The 18,592-nt window shown below is 62.8% G+C and carries 24 protein-coding genes and 1 tRNA gene; 9 read left to right on the forward strand and 16 right to left on the reverse strand.

The genetic code is table 11. The features are described 5' to 3' along the window. Positions 1–98: 98 nt before the first annotated feature. Both EHW12_RS21745 and soxR read left to right on the forward strand, forming a co-directional pair. Entirely contained in the window at positions 99–587 is a 489-nt protein-coding gene (locus EHW12_RS21745; protein ID WP_125051742.1) for an FABP family protein, read from the forward strand. Positions 588–592: 5 nt separating this feature from the next. Further along, positions 593–1,072, forward strand: coding sequence for a redox-sensitive transcriptional activator SoxR (gene soxR / locus EHW12_RS21750; RefSeq protein WP_003946250.1), 480 nt, complete (start codon positions 593–595; stop codon positions 1,070–1,072). Here soxR and EHW12_RS21755 read toward each other — a convergent pair. From EHW12_RS21755 to EHW12_RS34710, 3 genes are all read right to left on the reverse strand, one after another. Continuing rightward, entirely contained in the window at positions 1,058–1,540 is a 483-nt protein-coding gene (locus tag EHW12_RS21755; protein WP_030536322.1) for a DUF2505 domain-containing protein, read from the reverse strand. The genes soxR and EHW12_RS21755 overlap by 15 nt on opposite strands. 48 nt (positions 1,541–1,588) lie before the next feature. Continuing rightward, a complete protein-coding gene (locus tag EHW12_RS21760; RefSeq protein WP_007729029.1) occupies positions 1,589–2,434 on the reverse strand; it encodes an SDR family oxidoreductase in 846 nt (281 codons plus the stop codon). A gap of 146 nt (positions 2,435–2,580) precedes the next feature. After that, a complete protein-coding gene (locus EHW12_RS34710; RefSeq protein WP_003946253.1) occupies positions 2,581–2,736 on the reverse strand; it encodes a hypothetical protein in 156 nt (51 codons plus the stop codon). A gap of 479 nt (positions 2,737–3,215) precedes the next feature. On the opposite strand from EHW12_RS34710, the gene EHW12_RS21770 reads away from it, so the two are divergent. Next, entirely contained in the window at positions 3,216–3,632 is a 417-nt protein-coding gene (locus tag EHW12_RS21770; RefSeq protein ID WP_003946231.1) for a helix-turn-helix domain-containing protein, read from the forward strand. 60 nt (positions 3,633–3,692) lie between these two features. On the opposite strand, the gene EHW12_RS21775 is transcribed toward EHW12_RS21770, so the two are convergent. Together EHW12_RS21775 and EHW12_RS21780 are read right to left on the reverse strand one after the other, a co-directional pair. Then, a complete protein-coding gene (locus tag EHW12_RS21775) occupies positions 3,693–4,694 on the reverse strand; it encodes a hypothetical protein (protein WP_064074035.1) in 1,002 nt (333 codons plus the stop codon). Next, positions 4,691–5,191 carry an ImmA/IrrE family metallo-endopeptidase gene (locus EHW12_RS21780; RefSeq protein ID WP_003946241.1) on the reverse strand — a complete coding sequence of 167 codons (501 nt, stop codon included), beginning with the start codon at positions 5,189–5,191 and terminating at the stop codon, positions 4,691–4,693. Before EHW12_RS21780 ends, EHW12_RS21775 begins: the two co-directional genes overlap by 4 nt. 178 nt (positions 5,192–5,369) lie before the next feature. On the opposite strand from EHW12_RS21780, the gene EHW12_RS34715 reads away from it, so the two are divergent. Continuing rightward, entirely contained in the window at positions 5,370–6,137 is a 768-nt protein-coding gene (locus EHW12_RS34715) for a hypothetical protein (RefSeq protein ID WP_161120187.1), read from the forward strand. Positions 6,138–6,139: 2 nt separating this feature from the next. Beyond that, on the forward strand, positions 6,140–6,382 hold the full coding sequence (locus EHW12_RS34720; protein ID WP_158170056.1) for a hypothetical protein: 243 nt from the start codon (positions 6,140–6,142) through the stop codon (positions 6,380–6,382). A 292-nt stretch (positions 6,383–6,674) separates the two neighbouring features. Here the strand turns inward: EHW12_RS34720 and EHW12_RS21790 are convergent. From EHW12_RS21790 to EHW12_RS21810, 5 genes are all read right to left on the reverse strand, one after another. Next, positions 6,675–6,750, reverse strand: a tRNA-Ala gene (locus tag EHW12_RS21790). A gap of 102 nt (positions 6,751–6,852) precedes the next feature. After that, complete coding sequence (gene glpR, locus EHW12_RS21795) at positions 6,853–7,587, reverse strand: gephyrin-like molybdotransferase receptor GlpR (protein WP_007727521.1); 735 nt, start codon at positions 7,585–7,587, stop codon at positions 6,853–6,855. A gap of 267 nt (positions 7,588–7,854) precedes the next feature. Beyond that, positions 7,855–8,490, reverse strand: coding sequence for a GNAT family protein (locus EHW12_RS21800; RefSeq protein WP_007727523.1), 636 nt, complete (start codon positions 8,488–8,490; stop codon positions 7,855–7,857). Between the two features lie 21 nt (positions 8,491–8,511). After that, a complete protein-coding gene (glp, locus tag EHW12_RS21805; RefSeq protein ID WP_007727526.1) occupies positions 8,512–9,771 on the reverse strand; it encodes a gephyrin-like molybdotransferase Glp in 1,260 nt (419 codons plus the stop codon). A 125-nt stretch (positions 9,772–9,896) separates the two neighbouring features. Next, positions 9,897–10,808 (reverse strand): UTP--glucose-1-phosphate uridylyltransferase, encoded by a 912-nt coding sequence (locus EHW12_RS21810; RefSeq protein WP_003946415.1) that lies wholly within the window; start codon positions 10,806–10,808, stop codon positions 9,897–9,899. A gap of 59 nt (positions 10,809–10,867) precedes the next feature. Here EHW12_RS21810 and EHW12_RS21815 point away from each other — a divergent pair, with 59 nt between their 5' ends. The 4 genes from EHW12_RS21815 (at position 10,868) to mscL (ending at position 13,215) form a co-directional block, all read left to right on the forward strand. Continuing rightward, a complete protein-coding gene (locus EHW12_RS21815) occupies positions 10,868–11,446 on the forward strand; it encodes a 5-formyltetrahydrofolate cyclo-ligase (protein ID WP_030536326.1) in 579 nt (192 codons plus the stop codon). A 111-nt stretch (positions 11,447–11,557) separates the two neighbouring features. After that, positions 11,558–11,869 (forward strand): FmdB family zinc ribbon protein, encoded by a 312-nt coding sequence (locus EHW12_RS21820; protein WP_003946378.1) that lies wholly within the window; start codon positions 11,558–11,560, stop codon positions 11,867–11,869. Positions 11,870–11,946: 77 nt separating this feature from the next. Beyond that, positions 11,947–12,693, forward strand: a complete 747-nt coding sequence (locus EHW12_RS21825; RefSeq protein WP_202425859.1) for an SAF domain-containing protein — start codon at positions 11,947–11,949, stop codon at positions 12,691–12,693. A gap of 99 nt (positions 12,694–12,792) precedes the next feature. After that, positions 12,793–13,215, forward strand: a complete 423-nt coding sequence (gene mscL / locus EHW12_RS21830) for a large conductance mechanosensitive channel protein MscL (protein ID WP_007727535.1) — start codon at positions 12,793–12,795, stop codon at positions 13,213–13,215. A 59-nt stretch (positions 13,216–13,274) separates the two neighbouring features. Here mscL and EHW12_RS34725 read toward each other — a convergent pair whose 3' ends face one another. From EHW12_RS34725 to EHW12_RS21855, 6 genes are all read right to left on the reverse strand, one after another. Further along, the gene (locus EHW12_RS34725; RefSeq protein WP_003946347.1) at positions 13,275–13,451 is read right to left on the reverse strand and encodes a hypothetical protein; all 177 of its coding nucleotides are present in this window, start codon (positions 13,449–13,451) and stop codon (positions 13,275–13,277) included. A gap of 6 nt (positions 13,452–13,457) precedes the next feature. Further along, positions 13,458–13,955 carry a MogA/MoaB family molybdenum cofactor biosynthesis protein gene (locus tag EHW12_RS21835; protein WP_176720912.1) on the reverse strand — a complete coding sequence of 166 codons (498 nt, stop codon included), beginning with the start codon at positions 13,953–13,955 and terminating at the stop codon, positions 13,458–13,460. An 80-nt stretch (positions 13,956–14,035) separates the two neighbouring features. Then, positions 14,036–15,544 carry a trypsin-like peptidase domain-containing protein gene (locus tag EHW12_RS21840; RefSeq protein ID WP_241199027.1) on the reverse strand — a complete coding sequence of 503 codons (1,509 nt, stop codon included), beginning with the start codon at positions 15,542–15,544 and terminating at the stop codon, positions 14,036–14,038. 226 nt (positions 15,545–15,770) lie between these two features. Next, complete coding sequence (locus tag EHW12_RS21845) at positions 15,771–17,150, reverse strand: HAMP domain-containing sensor histidine kinase (protein ID WP_241199183.1); 1,380 nt, start codon at positions 17,148–17,150, stop codon at positions 15,771–15,773. 65 nt (positions 17,151–17,215) lie between these two features. Continuing rightward, complete coding sequence (locus EHW12_RS21850) at positions 17,216–17,902, reverse strand: response regulator transcription factor (protein WP_003946387.1); 687 nt, start codon at positions 17,900–17,902, stop codon at positions 17,216–17,218. Between the two features lie 70 nt (positions 17,903–17,972). Further along, positions 17,973–18,584 carry a trimeric intracellular cation channel family protein gene (locus EHW12_RS21855; protein WP_003946409.1) on the reverse strand — a complete coding sequence of 204 codons (612 nt, stop codon included), beginning with the start codon at positions 18,582–18,584 and terminating at the stop codon, positions 17,973–17,975. Between the last annotated feature and the right edge of the window lie 8 nt (positions 18,585–18,592).

Below are 18,592 nucleotides of genomic sequence, written 5' to 3' on the forward strand. Positions count from 1 at the left end.
AGTGAACACTAATCCCGTAGGCCCCACCCAGCAGGGACAAGCAGCTGTCGTACCGGCCCGCGTAACGTCTGATCCGACGCAGGCGAGAGGACCAGGCAATGAGTAGTACGGATCAGGCGGCGCTGAACGGCGCCGGAATCGAGAGGTTCACCGGGCGCTGGGTCGGCGCTGGAGCCGGACATTTCCCCACCATCGACGACTTCGAGTACTCCGAGGAGATCGAGTTCGCGCCCACCCCGAAACCGTTTCTCACCTACTCGTCGCGCACTCGTGGGCTCCTCGACGGACGACCGCTTCACATGGAATCGGGATACCTGCGCCCAACACCGGGTGGTGAGCTCGAATTGCTGGTCAGCCAGCCCACCGGATTCGTCGAGATCCATCGCGGCACCCTCGACTCCGAAGGCACTCTCGCCTTGACCCGTCTCACGCTCGCAGCATCACCCGACGCAAAACCGGTTCACGACGTTCGGCGAGTCATGCGCGTTCAGGGCGACACGCTGACATACGACCTGTGGATGGCGCACGGCGACACCCCGCTGACGCATCATCTCCACGCCACCCTCCACCGCGCGACGGACCGGTAGTCGCCATGGAGATGCCGTCGTGGAAGGCAAAGGAACTCACGCCCGGCCAGCTCTCCGAGCGCAGCGGTGTCGCCGTCTCGGCCCTGCATTTCTACGAACGAGAAGGCCTCATCGTCAGTCGCCGGACCAGCGGAAACCAGCGCCGATACCAACGAGACACGCTTCGACGCGTCGCCTTCATCAGAATCTCGCAACGCGTCGGCATTCCGCTGTCGGAAATCAGAGAGGCCCTCGGCACACTTCCTGAAGGCCGTACCCCGAACCGCGCAGATTGGGAAAGATTGTCGACCGGGTGGCGGCGCCACCTCGATCTACGCATCGAGCAACTGGAACGTCTACGGGACAACCTCACCGGTTGCATCGGTTGCGGGTGCCTCTCGTTGGAGGGGTGCGCCCTCGCCAACCCGCACGATCAACTCGCATCCGCCGGCCCGGGTGCGCGCGTTCTGGAAGTAGATTTCGGTGCAGGCTCAGGCGAGAAATGACTCAACGGCGTCCCGATCGCGCCCCAGCAAGTCCTCGACGGTCTTCTTCAGCAACTTCTCGATCTGGCCGCCGATGATCGGCATCTTCACCTCAGCCGTTCCGTCGACGACCAACCGCGTGCAGGACTCGGCGGCGGTGAGATCGAGCGTCGTCTCGATTCGGATCGGCAGTCCCCGCGCGATTCCGGTGACCGACCCTGCTGCACGCCCGTCCGACAGAGGTCCCCACCGATCGACCCGTTTCAGACCGAGCCGACTCGGCGCAACCTTGGCGACCAGGCTCGGGAGGGAGGCGGAGTCGATTTCCTCGGACACGGATACTTCGATCGATCCGTCTCGAACTTCGATGTCCGAGGTGGCATAAAGGTCTCCGAGTCTGCCTTTCCAATAATTCGGGTCGGTCAAAGTTCGATGCACGTCGTCGATCGGATATTTGAATTCGATATCGAAGTGAAAACTCTTCGGCATGACTTTGGTCCCTATTCGACTAGATAAAAGTCCCGGCGGAGTTAACGCTCATCGCTTGAGCAATTTACTGAACTGGTCGTTCGCTTTTTGCATCACGAACTCGTAAGGCAGGGCGAATTTGCGCGCCCACCAGTATCCGAATCGGATGTCATTGGACGTATATACGAGGTACGTATTCTTCTCGATTCCCCGCAGAATGCACGACGCCACCTTCTCCGGGGAGACAGCACGCGCCTCGAACCGGTGCGTGAGTTTTTCGACCCGCGGGTCGTTCCTGTCGATACCCGCTATTTCCACGGTTCCCACCAATGGCGTCTTCACCCCACCCGGCACAACCAGACTGACCCCGATTCCGTGCCGCTTCAGATCGAATCGCAGCACCTCGGACACCCCGCGAAGGCCGAACTTGCTCGCACTGTAGGCGGCGTGCCACGGCAGGGCCAAAAGTCCGGCAGCCGAAGACACGTTGACCAGGTGTCCACCCTTGCCGGCACGAATCATGGGTGGAACAAACGTCTCCATGACATGGATCGGCCCCATCAGGTTGACGTCCACCATGGACTTCCAATGCCGATGTTCGAGGTTCTCGATAGTTCCCCACGCTGAAATGCCGGCGATATTCATGACGACATCCATCGAAGAAAATTGAGTGTGAATCTCGGTACCGAATTTCACGACCTCGTCGTAGTCCGAGATATCGAGTGCCTTCGCCATGCTGACCGTGCCGCCGCCGGCGCCGACCATCGCGACCGTCTCTTCCAATCCGACGCTGTTGATATCGGTGAGAAACAATTCGGCGCCGACCTCTGATGCACGCAGCGCAGTTGCACGTCCAATTCCACTACCGGCGCCGGTGATCAGGCATTTCTTGCCGTCGAGCGACCTTACAGACATGGATGAACACTCCCCCGCACTCGTACTGTGGACATGCGGGAAAGTCTACGCACGCACGATGCGGCCGCCCTGAAACACGCAAGACGACCTGGGGGGGCACGGCCGCACTCCGCGCAAACACCGCACAGAGACGACCGCAGCGAGCACTAGAGACGCTGCATCATCTGCTCTTGATAGCCCTTGACCGTACGGTCGAGTTCTTCCGCCGCTACATCGTCCCCACGCTTGCGTGCGTCGTGGGCTCGATCCTGAATTTCACGGATTGCGCGGCGCAATTCATCATCGCTCATCGTGTGTTTCATGTCACAATTCTGCACCCACTCGGAGGGTTTAGCTAGCACAGATCGCAATCCGGCAAACCGTTCAAGGTTCAACCCGGAGGTGATCCGCATGACATCGCAACCAGCCACCCTGATCGCGACCCCAAACCTTCAAACATCGCTTGAACTGCAGTTTTTCAATCGAAATAGTTGTGAAAAACCAGGCTAACGCATAGCTAATATCGCCAAAACGGGTAAAAGGTTTGATATTGGGCAGATTGGCCAAGTACTGGAAGGTTCGAATAGCGCAGTCGTAGCTGCACATTTCCGTGTGGCGGAAACTCAATGTGCGCTGAGACATAGCTGAGCACTCATTGGGCGGACGAATCGAATCTCGGACACATTTGACAACTAGTCCACTAAACAGACTACGGTGAGCTACCGATCGGTTATCCGCGTGATACCGTAGGATTCACTGAACGGACAATTGCTAGCTAGAGAGGATTACGGGGCGGTTCACAATGGCTGACTTTGCAGAACGATTGAACAAACTGTTCGACAGTGTTCATCCTCCGGGGCGCAAACCCCATACCAACGCCGAGGTTGCGGCAGCGCTCATCGAAGACGGCCATCAGATCTCCAAGCCGTACATCTCGCAGCTCCGCTCGGGACAGCGCACCAACCCCTCAGACGAGACAGTCGCAGCCTTCGCCCGGTTCTTCAAGGTGAAGCCCGACTACTTCTTCAACGACATCTACGCAGCCAAGATCGATCACGATCTCGAACTGCTCTCACAGCTCCAAGGCTACGGGCTTCGCCGCCTCTCGAGCCGTGCATTCGACCTCTCGGAAGAATCGCAGAATCTACTCACCACGATGGCTGAAAAGCTCCGCGCGAGTGAAGGTTTGCCAGAGGTTCCGCCTGACGCGTCACGCTGATGTGACCGTGCTGAAGCACTGACTCGATCTCGAGCACTGCAATGACATGGAGTAGGTCGACTACGAACGTCGACCTACTTTTGTCGTTTCATCGAGTTCTTTCGCCAACAACAACACCCAGCGGCGCGCCGACATCTTCTCAGGAGGCGCAATCCACCTGGTGTCCAACACATCCGAGGCCAAGGGATCGGCGATCCACCCCGCCAAAATCCCCGCGTGTGCAGTGACGGCCCGCGGCGGTTCCTGACCACCGACGTCGAACATCCCGGCGCCGGACTGGATGTACATCGCATCCATGATCTGCGCGATCATGTCCGATGCCCGCAGCACAGACGTACTCCCGGCGCTGTCCGCGTCGACTACCTCGGGGAATCGCTTGACGAGAAGCGCGTGCATCCGCCGCAGCCGGTACAGATCTCGTCGCGCACGTAACCAGGTCTCGAGAAGCACCCACGTGATGCCCAGCGCAATCAGAACACTCGAGGCAGCGATGAACCACACCCCCGGGCCCGTCCAGATATCCGATTCGAGTGCGCCGGTGCCACCGATCGATTCGACAAGCATCACGACGACCACGACGAGCAGGATCGACGAACCGGTCACGATCAACGCGATTCCGCGCCCCAACGGCGCCCACGCAACGTGCCGTAGCCCCGTCGAAATGACAAGGGACAGAGCGACGATGATAAAGATCAGAGCCGGCGCCGGGTAGCCGAAGAGAACCGCGATCGCCACCAGGAGCCCCACCGAGTACAGCACGGTGGCGAGGCCGCGCATAGCCGGACGTGACATCACCGGCCACGCAGACACGGCGCCGACTGCACTGGCCGCAGACAACGCTGTCCACAAGACGATGACGATCATCGCGGCGGCATGCTGCTCCGGCGCAATGCGATCGACGATGTCCCATACCGCCGGCACCATGACCGTCGACGACAATGCGACCGAGAAGCCTGCAAAGACCATCGACATTCGCAACGGCGTCGCGGTGCGCGCGACAACTCGACCCAGTCTCGCGCCGGCTGCAACCCAGACGAGAAGGGCCACAGCCCAAAAGATCATCCGATCGCCTCGTCGTACCGCAACACCGACAGCGGTGTCCCACGGCCACTCATCGTTCGCAGACGCATGATCAACATCGACGCGAACGTCTCGGCTTCCCACTCCGCGATGTCGTCCATCGGCACGGGTTCGTTGCGCCGCAGAGAACGTTGACTCAACATGTAGGCGATCAAATCGTCACTGACCTCGAGCGTCGCCTCGGCGATCTCGGCACCCTCGTGGCGAAACACTATGTGCCCCAACTCATGTGCCAGAGTCCGCTCGACATTGGGTAGTCCGGGAGCCAAAACGATGACGTCGTGGTCGTCGTAGGCCCGGCGCTGACCGCACACTCCGGTGGCGAGAGGGGTTTCCAGATCGATCTCGATCGGGCGCCCACGCTCGCGGGCGACTGTCTGCACCACCGTCAGCAGTGACACTGCCTCCGACGACGCTGCTGCGTCGCATACGGCATCCACCGCGGCCAGAACGCGGCGATGTGAACGTCTGTCCGGCACGACTCACGCACCTCCCTGTGATCCGGGTGCCAGGAATTCGGCACGCGCGGCAGCCAATCGTGCCTTCTGCAGCGATGCTCCGCGGAAAGTCAGTGCTCCCGCACCGGCCGCTACCACTGCCATTCCGCCTACACCGCCGGCGACGGCGGCGGCGTTGAGAATCGGCGGAAGCCCTTGAGTGAACGCCGTCGGAAATGCCTGCGGGTTGTCAGTCGGAGCCGCGACGTTCGGAACGTTCGACGGTACCTGCGGAGCTACGGGTGCGGGTGCGGCCAGAACCTCGGGTGCGGAAGGGGCTGCGACTGCGCCCGGCGCAGCGTTTGCCGGTCCACCGGCAGAGGGTGCAGGCGCTCCGCCGCCCGCTGACGGTCCCTGCGGATCAGACGGTCCAGCCGGCGGAGCCGCTACCGCGGACGACTGCTCGGAACTCGGCTGCGATTCGGAAGGAGACTGTGTCTCGGAGGGTGCTTGGCTCGAAGGACTCTCGGTCTGTGAAGTTGCGTTGGTCGCAGAAGTTGCGTTGGTCGCGGGGGAAGCGCTGCTGCTCGGACGTTGCGACGCCGAAGGGTTGGTCGTGGGCTCAGTCGTGGTCGTGGGCTCAGTCGTCGTGGTCGGCTCAGTCGTGGTCGTCGGCTCAGTCGTGGTCGTCGGCTCAGTCGTCGTCGGCTCAGTCGTCGTCGGCTCAGTCGTCGTGGTCGGCTCAGTCGTCGTGGTCGGCTCAGTCGTGGTCGGCTCAGTCGTGGTCGGCTCAGTCGTGGTCGGCTCAGTCGTCGTGGTCGGCTCAGTCGTCGTGGTCGGCTCAGTCGTCGTGGGCTCAGTCGTGGTCGGCTCAGTCGTGGTCGGCTCAGTCGTCGTGGTCGGCTCAGTCGTCGTGGGCTCAGTCGTCGTCGTCGGCTCAGTCGTGGTCGGTGTCGGTGTCGGAATTACGGTCGTGCCGCAGTTGTGACGGTGACAATGCCAGCCATAGTTGCCGTTGCCGTTGTTGCCGCCACCGTTGCCGTTGTTGCCGTTGTGACCGCCACCGTTGCCGTTGTTATTGCCACCGTTGTTGCCGTAATTGCCGTTTCCATTGCCGTTGTTGCCACCACCGCTGTTGCCGCCAGGTTGGGCGGCGACGATGGCGGGGAAGACCGATACGGCAAGGACGCCGATACCCATCAGGCACATCACAGCAACAAGCATCATCGCTAGCCGTCGTGGCTGGCTCATCGACATTCCTCCCCGACACATACGTCCGACCTGCGGAAAACTGCGGCAGACTCACCGTGCCTATCGCACCGGACACACCCTCGTTACATTTCCGGCAAACATGTATCCGCCCAAGGATCATCCCTCACTTGGAAGCTCAACGGTCCGGATCAGCGGTCGCAATCGTATGAAACGGCGCACACTCAGATCGAATCTTCGCAATTCGGGCAGGCCCTGAAAATGCAGGAAAGGGTCGTTCAACTTTCGTTGAAAGACCCTTTTCGCTGGTACTTCTTGGTGGAGCTGAGGGGAATCGAACCCCTGACCTCTTCGATGCGAACGAAGCGCGCTACCAACTGCGCCACAGCCCCGTGCCACCGCCTCAGCGGTGCTCGGCAACTCTAACAGGAACGAATACTCCCGTTGGAATCACCCGACACGAACTTTCGGCCCGACAAGATCGGCCCAGAAGATCACTGACCGGACGCGCGACGCATCTCGGTGTGCCTGATCTCTTCTTCGTAGTGATCCAGGTGATCGAACACCGGATCTTCGTCGTCGACCTCGAGGACAACCGCTCCTGGCCGACGCAGTCGCGCCGGAATCAGGCGAAGCTCTTCGTCGGTGTGCGATTCGACTCCGAGTCGCGATCGGTTGAGGCGTTCGGTACGACGGCGGCGAATCTCCTGCTCGATCCGAACCTGCCGACGCAAGTACGCCATGTACCCGCCGAGGCCGCACACGGTCAGCGCAAACAACCACCACACCATCGGCGAGATGATCAATGCGAGAGCGCCCGAGAGAATCGCGACGAACGCAAGGCCCAGCAACGTCCGCTGACGGAATGCATACCGCGCCTCCCGGGCGATGGCATCCGCTTCGGGGTCGAATCCGCCTCGGCCGCGCCGAACCGGAACAAATTCTCCGACCGGTGCACGACCGCCGGCGTAGTCGTCTTCTGCGTGAGTGTCCATCTGGTCCTCCGCGTCGTAGCTGCTGCGCACTGGTTCTGGTTGCCAGTTCGGATCGCTTCGATGTCCTGCTGCCGGCCCGCGCTGAACAGGGTTGCTGTCGCCGCGGTGGAGTACTCGAGTCGCGAGTGCCGCGTCACTCGTCTGCCGGATCCTGGGGCGCTTGTTGACAAGCATCGGCACCAGGACGAACAGCCACACGGCCACCAGCCCGATCCACACGAATGAGCTAGGCATGCCGCGGCCTCCTCCCGATCACCTACCAGCACCTATGCCAGCCGTTGACGAGTCAAGGTTAACGGCCGACGCCCTCGCATCGTTGCCGACGCGCCGAACCCCACCATACTCATGTGTCACACGCGTACCGAACTGAACTTCCGGTTCAGTCCCAAAAGTCTCAAGTTCTGGTTGAATCAAAAACCACATTTTCCCGACCGAAAGTAGGACTACTCAGCGGTAACTGCTGTTTAGCTCGCGTTTCTCACGCTTCTGGCGCCGTCTTCGTCACACCCACGAAGCGCGTCCGGACCGCACCAATCTGTCGACGACGGTGGTGGGTACTTCCTCGATGGTCATTCCGACCAGAAGATGATCACGCCATTGGCCGTCGACATCGAGGTAGCGCTTGAGAAGACCTTCCTCCCGGAACCCCACGTTTCGTAGGACTGCGCGACTCGACGCGTTCTCCGGCCGAACAGTGGCCTCCACTCGATGCAGACCGACCTTCGAGAATGCGTGATCGAGTGTGAGTGCAACGGCAGCTGTGGCTACGCCCCCACCGGTCACGTGCGAGGCGACCCAATAGCCCACCCAGGCGGACCGCAGAGCGCCGCGCACCACATTTCCGATGGTGACCTGCCCGCAGTACTTCCCGTCGAGTTCGATCACCAGGGGGAGGATCCTGCCCTTGCGCGCTTCGGAGCGAAGGTTTCCGCACAGGGACGGCCAGACGGTGATGTGGTGGCGAGCATCCCAGGGCGATTCTCCGGTGGGCTCCCACGGCTCGAGGTGCTCGCGATCGCGAATGCGGAGACGACTCCACACAGCAGCGTCACGGAGCTTCACGGGGCGGACGGTCACCACTCCCGCGGGCACTCGCAGCGGGCCGAGATCTTCCGGCCATCCTGGATGGACTGACATCACACCCCACTCGGGTCGGCGTTACCCACGTTGGGCGAGAAAAGCTACGTCGACTTCTTCACCGATGTGCACTTCGGTGACGTCTCGATCGACCAGAACCAAGCAATTGGCTTCCGCCAAGGTCGCGAGGAGATGTGAGGACGCACCGGGCGCACCCCCGAGGGCCTGCACCAGGTACTCCCCTGTCGCTTCGTCACGCATCAGCTGACCACGCAGAAAACCCTTGCGATCGGCAATCGACGTGATCGTTCCCACTGTCCGCGCCTTCACTACTCGCCGCATCGGCTGGCGGCGTCCGAGCGCGATTCTGATCAGCGGGCGAACCATGACTTCGAATACCACCAGTGCGCTGACCGGGTTGGACGGTAGGAGAAAGGTCGGAACCTCGTCCCTTCCCAGCTTTCCGAAGCCCTGCACTGATCCCGGATGCATGGCAACGCGCTCCACCTCGAGTGTCCCCAGGTCGGCAAGCGCCTCACGAACCTCGTCGGACGCTCCGCCGCCCACGGCACCGGCGATGACAACGATTTCCGAGCGAATCAGCTGTCCCTCGACTACTTCGCGAAGACGACGCGAGTCGTTGCCTGCGATTCCCACACGGTTGACGTCGGCGCCGGCATCGCGCGCTGCGGCGGCGAGGGCATACGAATTGACGTCGTAAACCTGACCAGGTCCCGGCGTGCGATCCACGTCGACGAGTTCTCCACCGACGCTGATGACGGAGAGGCGCGGACGCGGATGGACGAGTACTTTGTCGCGGCCGACCGCGGCAAGCAACCCGACCTGTGCGGCTCCGATGATGGTGCCTGCCCGAACGGCCACGTCGCCCGGCTGGACGTCGTCGCCTGCACGGCGAACGTAATCGCCCGAACGCACCGGCTCGAAGATCCGAACGCGAGCGCGACCACCGTCGGTGTTCTCGAGCGGAAGAACTGCGTCGGCCAGCGTGGGCAAAGGCGCGCCGGTGTCGACTCGGACGGCCTGGCGAGGTTGCAAGCGGATCGGTTGGCGTGAGCCCGCCGTCACCTCACCGACCACCGGCAAGGTGAGGTCGGTAGGCTCGCCGTCCTCGCCTCGGAGGTCGGCTCCGGCGCCGGCGACATCGACACTACGAACCGCGTAACCGTCGATGGCAGCTTGATCGAATCCCGGCAATGGGCGTTCGGTCACCACTTCCTCGGCACACAGCAGTCCCTGCGCCTCCGAGATGGCGACCCGAACCGGACGGGGTGCCACTGCAGCAGCGGTAACCCTGGTCTGCTGCTCCTCAACCGACCGCATCTGGTCCGCGTCCTCCTGTGTCTGGAAATTCGGTGATATCCGTCAGCTCATGATGCCTTGCCGCCGAAAAGGGACAAGCACATTGATACTGCGTTATCGGGCGATCAACCACCGTGGCGACACGCTCAGCGGTCGAGCCGATCCGCGAGCCACTTACGCAAGGACGGGCCGTAATCGTCACTGTCGAGCGCCAGGTCCACCGAAGCGCGGAGGTACCCGCCGGGGTTGCCCAGGTCATGACGCGTTCCGCGGTGCACCACCACGTGAACCGGATGGCCCTCGGAAATCAGGAGAGCGATGGCGTCGGTGAGTTGCAACTCACCGCCGGCTCCCGGCTCGATGCGACGAAGTGCGTCGAAGATCGCACGATCGAGCAGATAGCGACCTGCAGCGGCAAAGGTCGACGGCGCGTCTTCCACAGCCGGCTTCTCGACCATGCCGACGACCTTGAGGACATCGGGATTGACCGCGTCGGGAACGATCTCGACGTCGAAGACGCCGTACGCGCTGACTGCGTCTTTCGGGACGTCGATTGCACAGAGAACGGACCCGCCGCGCTTGGCACGAACACGCGCCATGATCTCCAGGACGCCACGCGGTAGTACGAGATCATCGGGCAGAAGGACCGCGATGGCGTCTTCGTCGTCGTCGAGAACCGACTCGACGCAACCGACTGCATGCCCGAGGCCGAGGGGCTGCTCCTGAATCACGGAGTCGACTTCGAGCAAACCCGGCGCTTTGCGCACCTTCGCCAGGGCAGCGAGTTTTCCGCTTGCTTCCAGCTTGCTTTCGAGCACGAGATCCTCGACGAAGTGGGCAACCACGCCGTCTTTGCCCGGGGACGTCACGATGACGAGCCGCTCGGCTCCCGAGTCCGCAGCTTCACCTGCCACCAGTTCGATACCCGGTGTGTCCACGACCGGCAGCAATTCTTTCGGAACCGTCTTGGTGGCAGGCAGGAAACGCGTACCAAGTCCGGCTGCGGGAACCACGGCCGTACGGAAGGCCCTCGTGCTGCTAGCGACAACGTCTGTCATGCCAACACCTTAGCCGCCGCTTGTTACCGCTCGGTCAGCACGACGAATATCGTTGCGGGGTGACACCTCAGACAAAAGCACAATGGCGACAAATCACACTCGCAGCACGTGATGCAGTCTCCGAGCACACTCGAAACACGGAAACTGCGGCGTTGATCACGCACATACGTTCAGTGATTGTCGACGGCTCGGTCGTCTGTGCGTACGTCCCCACCCGCACCGAACCAGGATCCACCGATTTGCTCGACGCCGTTGCCGAGATCGCTCAGCGTGTACTACTTCCGATCACCGGGGAGCCGGGACCGTTGTCCTGGGTCGAGTACAGCGGCGCGGACGGTTTGCGCCCCGCGAAGTACGGCATTCGGGAGCCTGTCGGACCCGTCTTGCCACCGGAAGCCCTGTCCGACGTGGAATGCATGCTTGTCCCTGCTCTCGCGGTGGATCTTCGCGGAACACGCCTCGGCCGTGGCGCAGGCTTCTACGACCGGACGCTCGGGTCGGTCGGACCACAGACTCGGCTCGTGGCAATTGTCAGAGACTCCGAACTCGTCGAGGCCTTGCCTGCCGACGACCACGACATTCCCATGGGCTGGGCATTGACGCCGCGCGGCGGCCTCACGCAACTCAAAGGCGATTGATCTGCGGGAATAGATCCCTGATTAGCGCTGTTGGCACTGTCACTTGTAGAGTGCTAAAGGCTGCGGTGTAAATACGCGGCTGCTCGAACATCACAGTGCGGAGGAAGCCCGGTGCCCACCTACTCATACGCATGTACGGAATGTGACAACCGTTTCGACATCGTCCAGTCCTTCAGCGAAGATTCGCTGACGGTCTGCCCAGCTTGCTCAGGCAAGCTCCGCAAGCTGTTCAACTCTGTTGGCATCGTGTTCAAGGGCAGCGGCTTCTACCGCACCGACAGCCGCGGCGGCTCCGGGACTGCGAGCGAGCCGGCCAAGAGCGATTCGGCACCCGCTGCGAAGTCCGAGTCCAAGTCGGACTCCTCTTCGACATCGAGTTCGTCGACCAGCACGCCGGCGCCCGCAAAGGCTGCCGCAAGCTGATTTCCACAACCTCCGGGTTGTCCACAGGTTCACATTGTCAGGGCCGGAAGCACCGCTTCCGGCCCTAACGTGCATGAATGCCGTCAGTACGTTCTCGTTCGCCGAGGCGCTCCCATCCATTGCGCGCCCAGCTCGATCTCACGCCGAACACCTTCGATCGCGTCGTCGAACTGACACGCGGCACACGGTTTCGCTCAGCGACCGTCCGCAAGATCGCAGCGGTCGTCCTGGCCACACTCGGCGTTGTTCTCTTCTTTCGAGGCGATCCCGCGACCGATACGGTCGCCGTAGTTGTCTCGAGCCGCGATCTCACTCCGGGGCAGGTGATTGCGGATTCGGATGTCGAGATGCGAGAGATCGACTCGAAACAACTTCCCGAAGGAGTTGTCTCCGACACCGACCTGGTAGTCGGGAGAACCGTTGCCGGCCCGATTCGCTCCGGAGAAACCGTCACCGACGTGCGCGTTCTCAGCCCACGGCTGGCCGGGTTGTCGGTAGGAACCGACGACGCCCGCATCGTCCCCGTCCGATTGGCCGATGCGGCCGTCGCGGACATGTTGCGCAGCGGGGACGTCGTCGACGTCCTGACCGTCGGCCCTGACACATCCCGCCCAGACACGCCCCACCCCGACACACCCAACGAATCAGTTGCAGACAAGGCCCCACAAATTCTTGCGGCAGGAGCGGTAGTCGCGTTGGTCACCACATCGGAAAGTACACGTAACCAGCAGGAACAGGTGATTTTGCTGGCCCTGCCGACACCAGCAGCCAACGTCGTAGCCGCGGCATCTCTGTCCAATGCGATCACCGTGACATTCCGCTGACCGCACAAAGCGTCCGAAGCTCCTCTAGGATTTTTCCAGTCGGTTCGGTATCAACGGACCATCTGGCACTTGCCATCGGAGACTCGAGGGGACACCGACATGCTCAAGGGATTCAAGGACTTCCTGCTTCGCGGAAACGTGCTCGACCTGGCCGTCGCGGTTGTCGTCGGCGCAGCCTTCACCGCCATCGTCACGGCATTCACCAGCAACATCATCAACCCACTCATCGCAGCTATCGGCGGATCCGACGAATTGGGCTGGGGAAAGGAGATCATTGCCGGTAATTCCGAAACCTTCGTGAATATCGGTGCTGTGGTCACCGCGATCATCAACTTCATCATCATCGCAGCGGTCGTCTACTTCGTGCTGATCGTCCCTGCGAATGCAGCGAAGAAGAAGTTCGTCTCCGAGCCCGAGGACAAGGAAGCCAGCGAAACCGATCTGCTCATCCAGATCCGCGACATCCTCTCGGCCAATGCCGGTGGCGCCGACACGGGAGCGCACGCCAAGACTCTCGAATAGGCAGTGCCCACAGATCAAATCAGGCCCTCGGACAATTGTCCGGGGGCCTGATTTACTTCTCAACCCCCGTGGTGCGGGGGCCGCTGACTGCGCAGCCAGTCGTCGTCCGAGGACCGCGAGGATCCCTCGGGACCCCGCTCGTCCGACGTCGTCTCGGGAAAGACGTCCCCGAAGATGCGCGCCAGGCGCTTCTTGTCGACTGACGGCTTCTTCGGGGTATCTGGTTGCTCCGACAAGCTGTCTCAGCCCTCGAGGCTGGACAGCTCGGCGATCACGTGACTCGCCAAAGCCGTCAGGGTTGCCATGCCGTCGCGAATTGCCGGCCTGGTCGACGCCAGATTGGCTACCACGGTGCTTCCCGAAACCCCGACGAGGCCGCGGGACAAGCCTGCTTCGAGCGATCCGGCCGAAAGACCGGAAGCACGAAGTGCTTCGGCAATTCCCGGGATCTCGCGATCGAGAACCTCAGCGGTCACGTCAGGAGTGACGTCACGCGGGGATACCCCGGTACCGCCGACCGAGATGACGAGGTCGACGCCACCGATGACTGCGGTGTTGAGAGCGTTGCGGATCTCCACTTCGTCGGCGGCGACGGCGACCGTCGCATCGACGAGAAAACCCGCTTCGTTCAGCAGTTCCGTGACCAGTGGACCGATGGAGTCGGTGTTGTCGCCGTGGGCTGTGCGATCGTCGACGATGACGACCAGAGCGCGGCCGGCCGATGTGGCTTCGAGTTCCATGACTCCTACCGTAGTGTCCGATCCCGACGCCGTTGCGATCTGGCCGAAGATCGGGTCGATCGTCTGCTGATCGCCGAACATCATCGACCGCCCTGCGCTGCCGCGGTTCCCAACGTGACGTCGACGGTCTTGGTCTGCCCGCCGTCGCTGTACGTGATCGAGACCTTGTCGCCGGGAGCATGTGAACGCACTGCCGCGATCAGCGAATCACCATCTGCGACAACACGATCGTCGACCTTGGTGATGACTGCACCCTTCGGGATACCGGCCTTGGCGGCCGGCCCGTCAGCAGTGACATCCATGACGGTTGCGCCGTCGGCGTTGTCCTGCGACGGCACGGTCACGCCGATCATGGCCTGAGTCGCCTTGCCGGTCTTGATCAGTTCGTCGGCGACGCGGCGTGCCTGATCGATCGGGATGGCGAAACCGAGGCCGATCGAACCGCCTTGGGTACCCGACGACGCTCCGAGCGAGGCGATCGCCGTGTTGATGCCGATCAGCTGGCCGTCCATGTTGACGAGGGCGCCACCGGAGTTGCCGGGGTTGATCGCTGCGTCGGTCTGCAGAGCGTCGATGACGGTGTTCTGGTTGCCGGACTCGCCGCTCGTGGACACCGGGCGATCGAGTGCGGAGATGATGCCTTCGGTGACCGTGCCGGCCAGGCCGAGTGGGGACCCGACGGCAACCACCTGCTGTCCGACCTGGACGTCGCCGGAGTTGCCGAGATCGATGGGGGTGAGGTCGTTGCGACCGTCGACCTTGATGACGGCGATGTCGGAGACGGGGTCGGCACCGACAAGGGTGGCCGAGGCCTTGGTTCCGTCGGAGAACGCAACGCGAAGTTGCGCTCCCTGTGCGCCGGCAACGTGGTTGTTGGTCAGGATCAGACCGTCGGAGGACAGGATGACACCGGAGCCCTCACCGCCCTGTCCCTGCGCGGTGGCTACCTCGATCTGCACGACGCTCGGCACGACCTTCGAGGCAACGGCCTGAACCGAGCCGGCGGGAGCGTTGGACGTGTTGGTCGCAGTGGGCTTCGGAGCGTTCAGAGAGTTGGTGACCGTCGCGGTTCCACCGTTGCGGTCCGCGACGACGGCGCCGACCACGCCACCGACACCACCACTGACCAGGACCAGGGCGAGAGCGCCGGCAACCAGCGCCATGCGTCCCGATTTCGGCTTGGTGGTGGTCGAACCGGAGTTCGGCCCCTGCAGCGGTGCGGGGATCTGGTTGTGGCCGACGCCCGGGCCGTTCGGACCGCCGGGGCCACCAGGGTTGGGTGCGCCGTACGGGGCGCTCTGCTGGTACGCGGCCTCATGGGCACCGTGCGGGTGGCCGAAAGCCTGCGTGGGCTGCTGCTGTGCCTGCCCGAAGGCTTCGGTGGGCCTGCCTTCGGCGGGTCGGGCGAACGATTCGGTCGGCTGGTACGGCTGCTGAGGCGCCTGCCCCTGAGGCTGCTGCGGCGGCACGGGAGGCTGTGCCTGAGGTGCTGTCGGCTGTGCTTGAGGTGCTGTCGGCTGCGCCTGGGTGGTGGGCTCGCTGTTGGGCTGCTCGGGCCGGGTCGGCCCGACGTTACGGTCCTCGGTCATCGGCTCGCTTTCGTCTACGGTGACCACCGGACGGGCAGTCACAACTGTTCTGCCGACAATGCTGCCTTGCGCTGCTGAGAAGGCGCTGAGACGTGCCTGTCACTTTACCCAGAGTTCGACGTGAAAAACCGGTGTTGTCGGTTCGGCCCGAAAGACTTTCGGGCCGAACGCATTAAGCCGTGACGTCAGTCACCGAAGCGAGGGACCAACGGGTCTACAGAACACGCTACTCGGCACTCGGCCCCGGTTCACCGGGAAGCACGATACGAACAAGCGCTCCCCCACGATCGGATTCGTCGATCGCGATGGTGCCGCCGTGCTTGACGACGACCTGACGCACAATCGCAAGTCCCAGACCCGATCCCGGCATCGAACGTGCCGCGGTCGACCGGTAGAAACGATCGAACACCAACTCCCGATCCTCCTCCGGAATTCCAGGTCCCGCATCACTTACGGTCAATTCCAACAATCCTTGACCCACCGGATGCATTTCGACGCGTACCTGTTCGCCCTTAGGACTCCACTTCGCAGCGTTGTCGAGGACGTTCAGCACGGCACGCGACAGGCCCGCTTGATCTCCGTAGACGTACCACGGAGTGGTGACCGCCTCGAACTCGATTTCGTTGCGCCTGCGCCGCGCTCGTTCGAGCGCACGCTCGACGACGTCGCTGACGTCGACGCGCTCGTACACGGTTTCGGGTGCGTCTTCACGGGCCAGGTCGACGAGGTCGCCGACCAGAGTCGACAGTTCCTCGATCTGCGCGACGACGTCGGCACGAAGTTCTGCCATGTCCTCGTCGGGAATCTGCGGCGCACCGGGGCGACTTGACGCGATCAGCAATTCCATGTTGGTGCGCAACGAAGTCAACGGCGTCCGCAACTCGTGTCCGGCGTCCGCGACGAGGCGCGACTGACGCTCACGGGACTCGGCGAGCGCCCGCAGCATCGTGTTGAAACTCTCTGTCAGGCGCGCCAATTCGTCGCTGCCGGTAACGGGGATCTGCGTCAGATCGTCGGTCCGAGCGACTCGTTCGGTGGCAGCAGTCAGCCTGGCAATGGGTCGTAAACCGGTGCGGCCCACGGTAGTACCCGCCACTGCCGCAAGTATGACGCCACACCCGCCGACCACGAAGAGCACCCAGGCCAGACGGTCCAGTACCGCAACGGTCGGCGCGAGCCGCTGACCGATCACCAAAGTGCTGCCGTCATGGGTTCGTTGAGCCAGCACTCGCTGACCGTCGACGGTTCGCAGCGAGGAATCCGATTCGCCACGCGCTACGGCGTCTTCGGCTTCACCGATCGGCACGTCGGAACCGGGCGGCTGGTACGTGCTCAGGTCCGAGAAGATCAGGGCCACACTGATGTCGGTGGTGTACAGCGTCGCACCGGAGATGTAGCGAGGATCGAATCGCACGACATTGCTGTCGATGAGCACCGCTGCCCTGGTACGCAACTGGTGATCGACGTCCGCGTAGAGCGCACGCGAAACCACCGCGTAGGCAGCGATCGCCATGACTGCGACGGCAATGGCCACCACCGACGCGGCGAGCAGCGTCACACGCCAACGCAATGACACCGAACGGGTCAGTGGCATCGGCGGGCGCATTTCGACGGACGCTTGGGTGGTGGAGGATTTCTTCGGTTCGGCGTTCTTGCCGAACGGAGCGGTGATCACGGAGGCGTCTCCCGCAGGACGTATCCGACTCCGCGGACGGTGTGGATCAACCTCGGTTCGCCGTCGGCTTCCGTCTTGCGACGCAGGTAGCCGACATACACCTCGAGGGCATTGCCGGACGTCGGGAAGTCGTATCCCCACACTTCTTCGAGAATGCGTCCACGGGTCAGCACGCGGCGTGGGTTGGCCATGAGCATTTCGAGGAGGGAGAACTCGGTGCGCGTCAGGCTGATCGATCGTTCGCCGCGCTTGACCTCACGGGTGACCGGGTCGAGGGTGAGGTCCTCGAACGCCATCATTTCGGAATCGGCGTCCAGATCGGGCGCGGTGCGGCGAAGTAGTGCACGCAACCTGGCAAGCAACTCTTCCAAAGCGAAGGGCTTGGGCAGGTAGTCGTCCGCTCCGGCATCGAGACCGGCCACTCGCTCGCTGACCGAATCGCGGGCGGTGAGCACGAGGATGGGCAGGTCGTCGCCGGCACTGCGAAGACGACGGCACACTTCGAGTCCGTCGAGTCGCGGCATCATGACGTCGAGCACGACGGCGTCGGGCCGGTTGGCGAGGATCTTCTCGAGTGCGTCGAGCCCGTCGACCGCGAGCTCGACCGTGTAGCCGTTGAAGCTGAGCGACCGCCGAAGCGACTCGCGAACCGCCCGGTCGTCGTCGACCACCAAAATACGCATACCGACAGTTTGGACTGAAGTGCTGAGATGCGGCTGAGAGGGTCCGATTCCGGCCTCCGGCGTGTCGCGGTCAGTCCCGGGTTCGCCTCGGCCCGGGCAGGCTCCAATGACGCCATAACGCAAGCAGTCTGAACACCGCGGCGAACGCCGTGCCGCACACCAGAGCGGCGTTGGTGGACAGTCCGGCTTGCGAGACTGTGACCACCAACGCAGCGCCGAGCAGTGCGGGAACCGCGTACAGGTCCTTGTGCAGGAGCAGTGGCACCTCGTTGACGAGAACGTCGCGGATCACGCCGCCGCCGATCGCCGCGGTCGCACCGATCAAGGTCGCCGCCAGCGAACTGGCGTTGTTGTCCAGCGCGATGACGGCGCCGGTGCTCGCGAACAAGCCCATCCCCAGTGCGTCGAGCGCCAGGATTTCACGACGCAGTCGATTGAGCGGCTCGTGGAGGTAGAACACGGCGAGTGAGGTGGCGGCGGCCGTTCCGAAGTACGGCCAACTGCTCAGAGAGCTGGGCGGATGGACGCCGAGGAGAACGTCGCGGACGATACCGCCACCGATGCCGGTGAACACACCCACCGAGCACACCCCGAAGATGTCGAGTCGCTTGGTGACGCCCACCAGGGCACCCGAGGCCGCGAACGCCACGATGCCCACCAGTTCGAGGATCCTCAGCAGCACCGGCCAAG

It is taken from the genome of Rhodococcus sp. NJ-530 (assembly GCF_003860625.1).
Taxonomy (GTDB): domain Bacteria; phylum Actinomycetota; class Actinomycetes; order Mycobacteriales; family Mycobacteriaceae; genus Rhodococcus_F; species Rhodococcus_F qingshengii.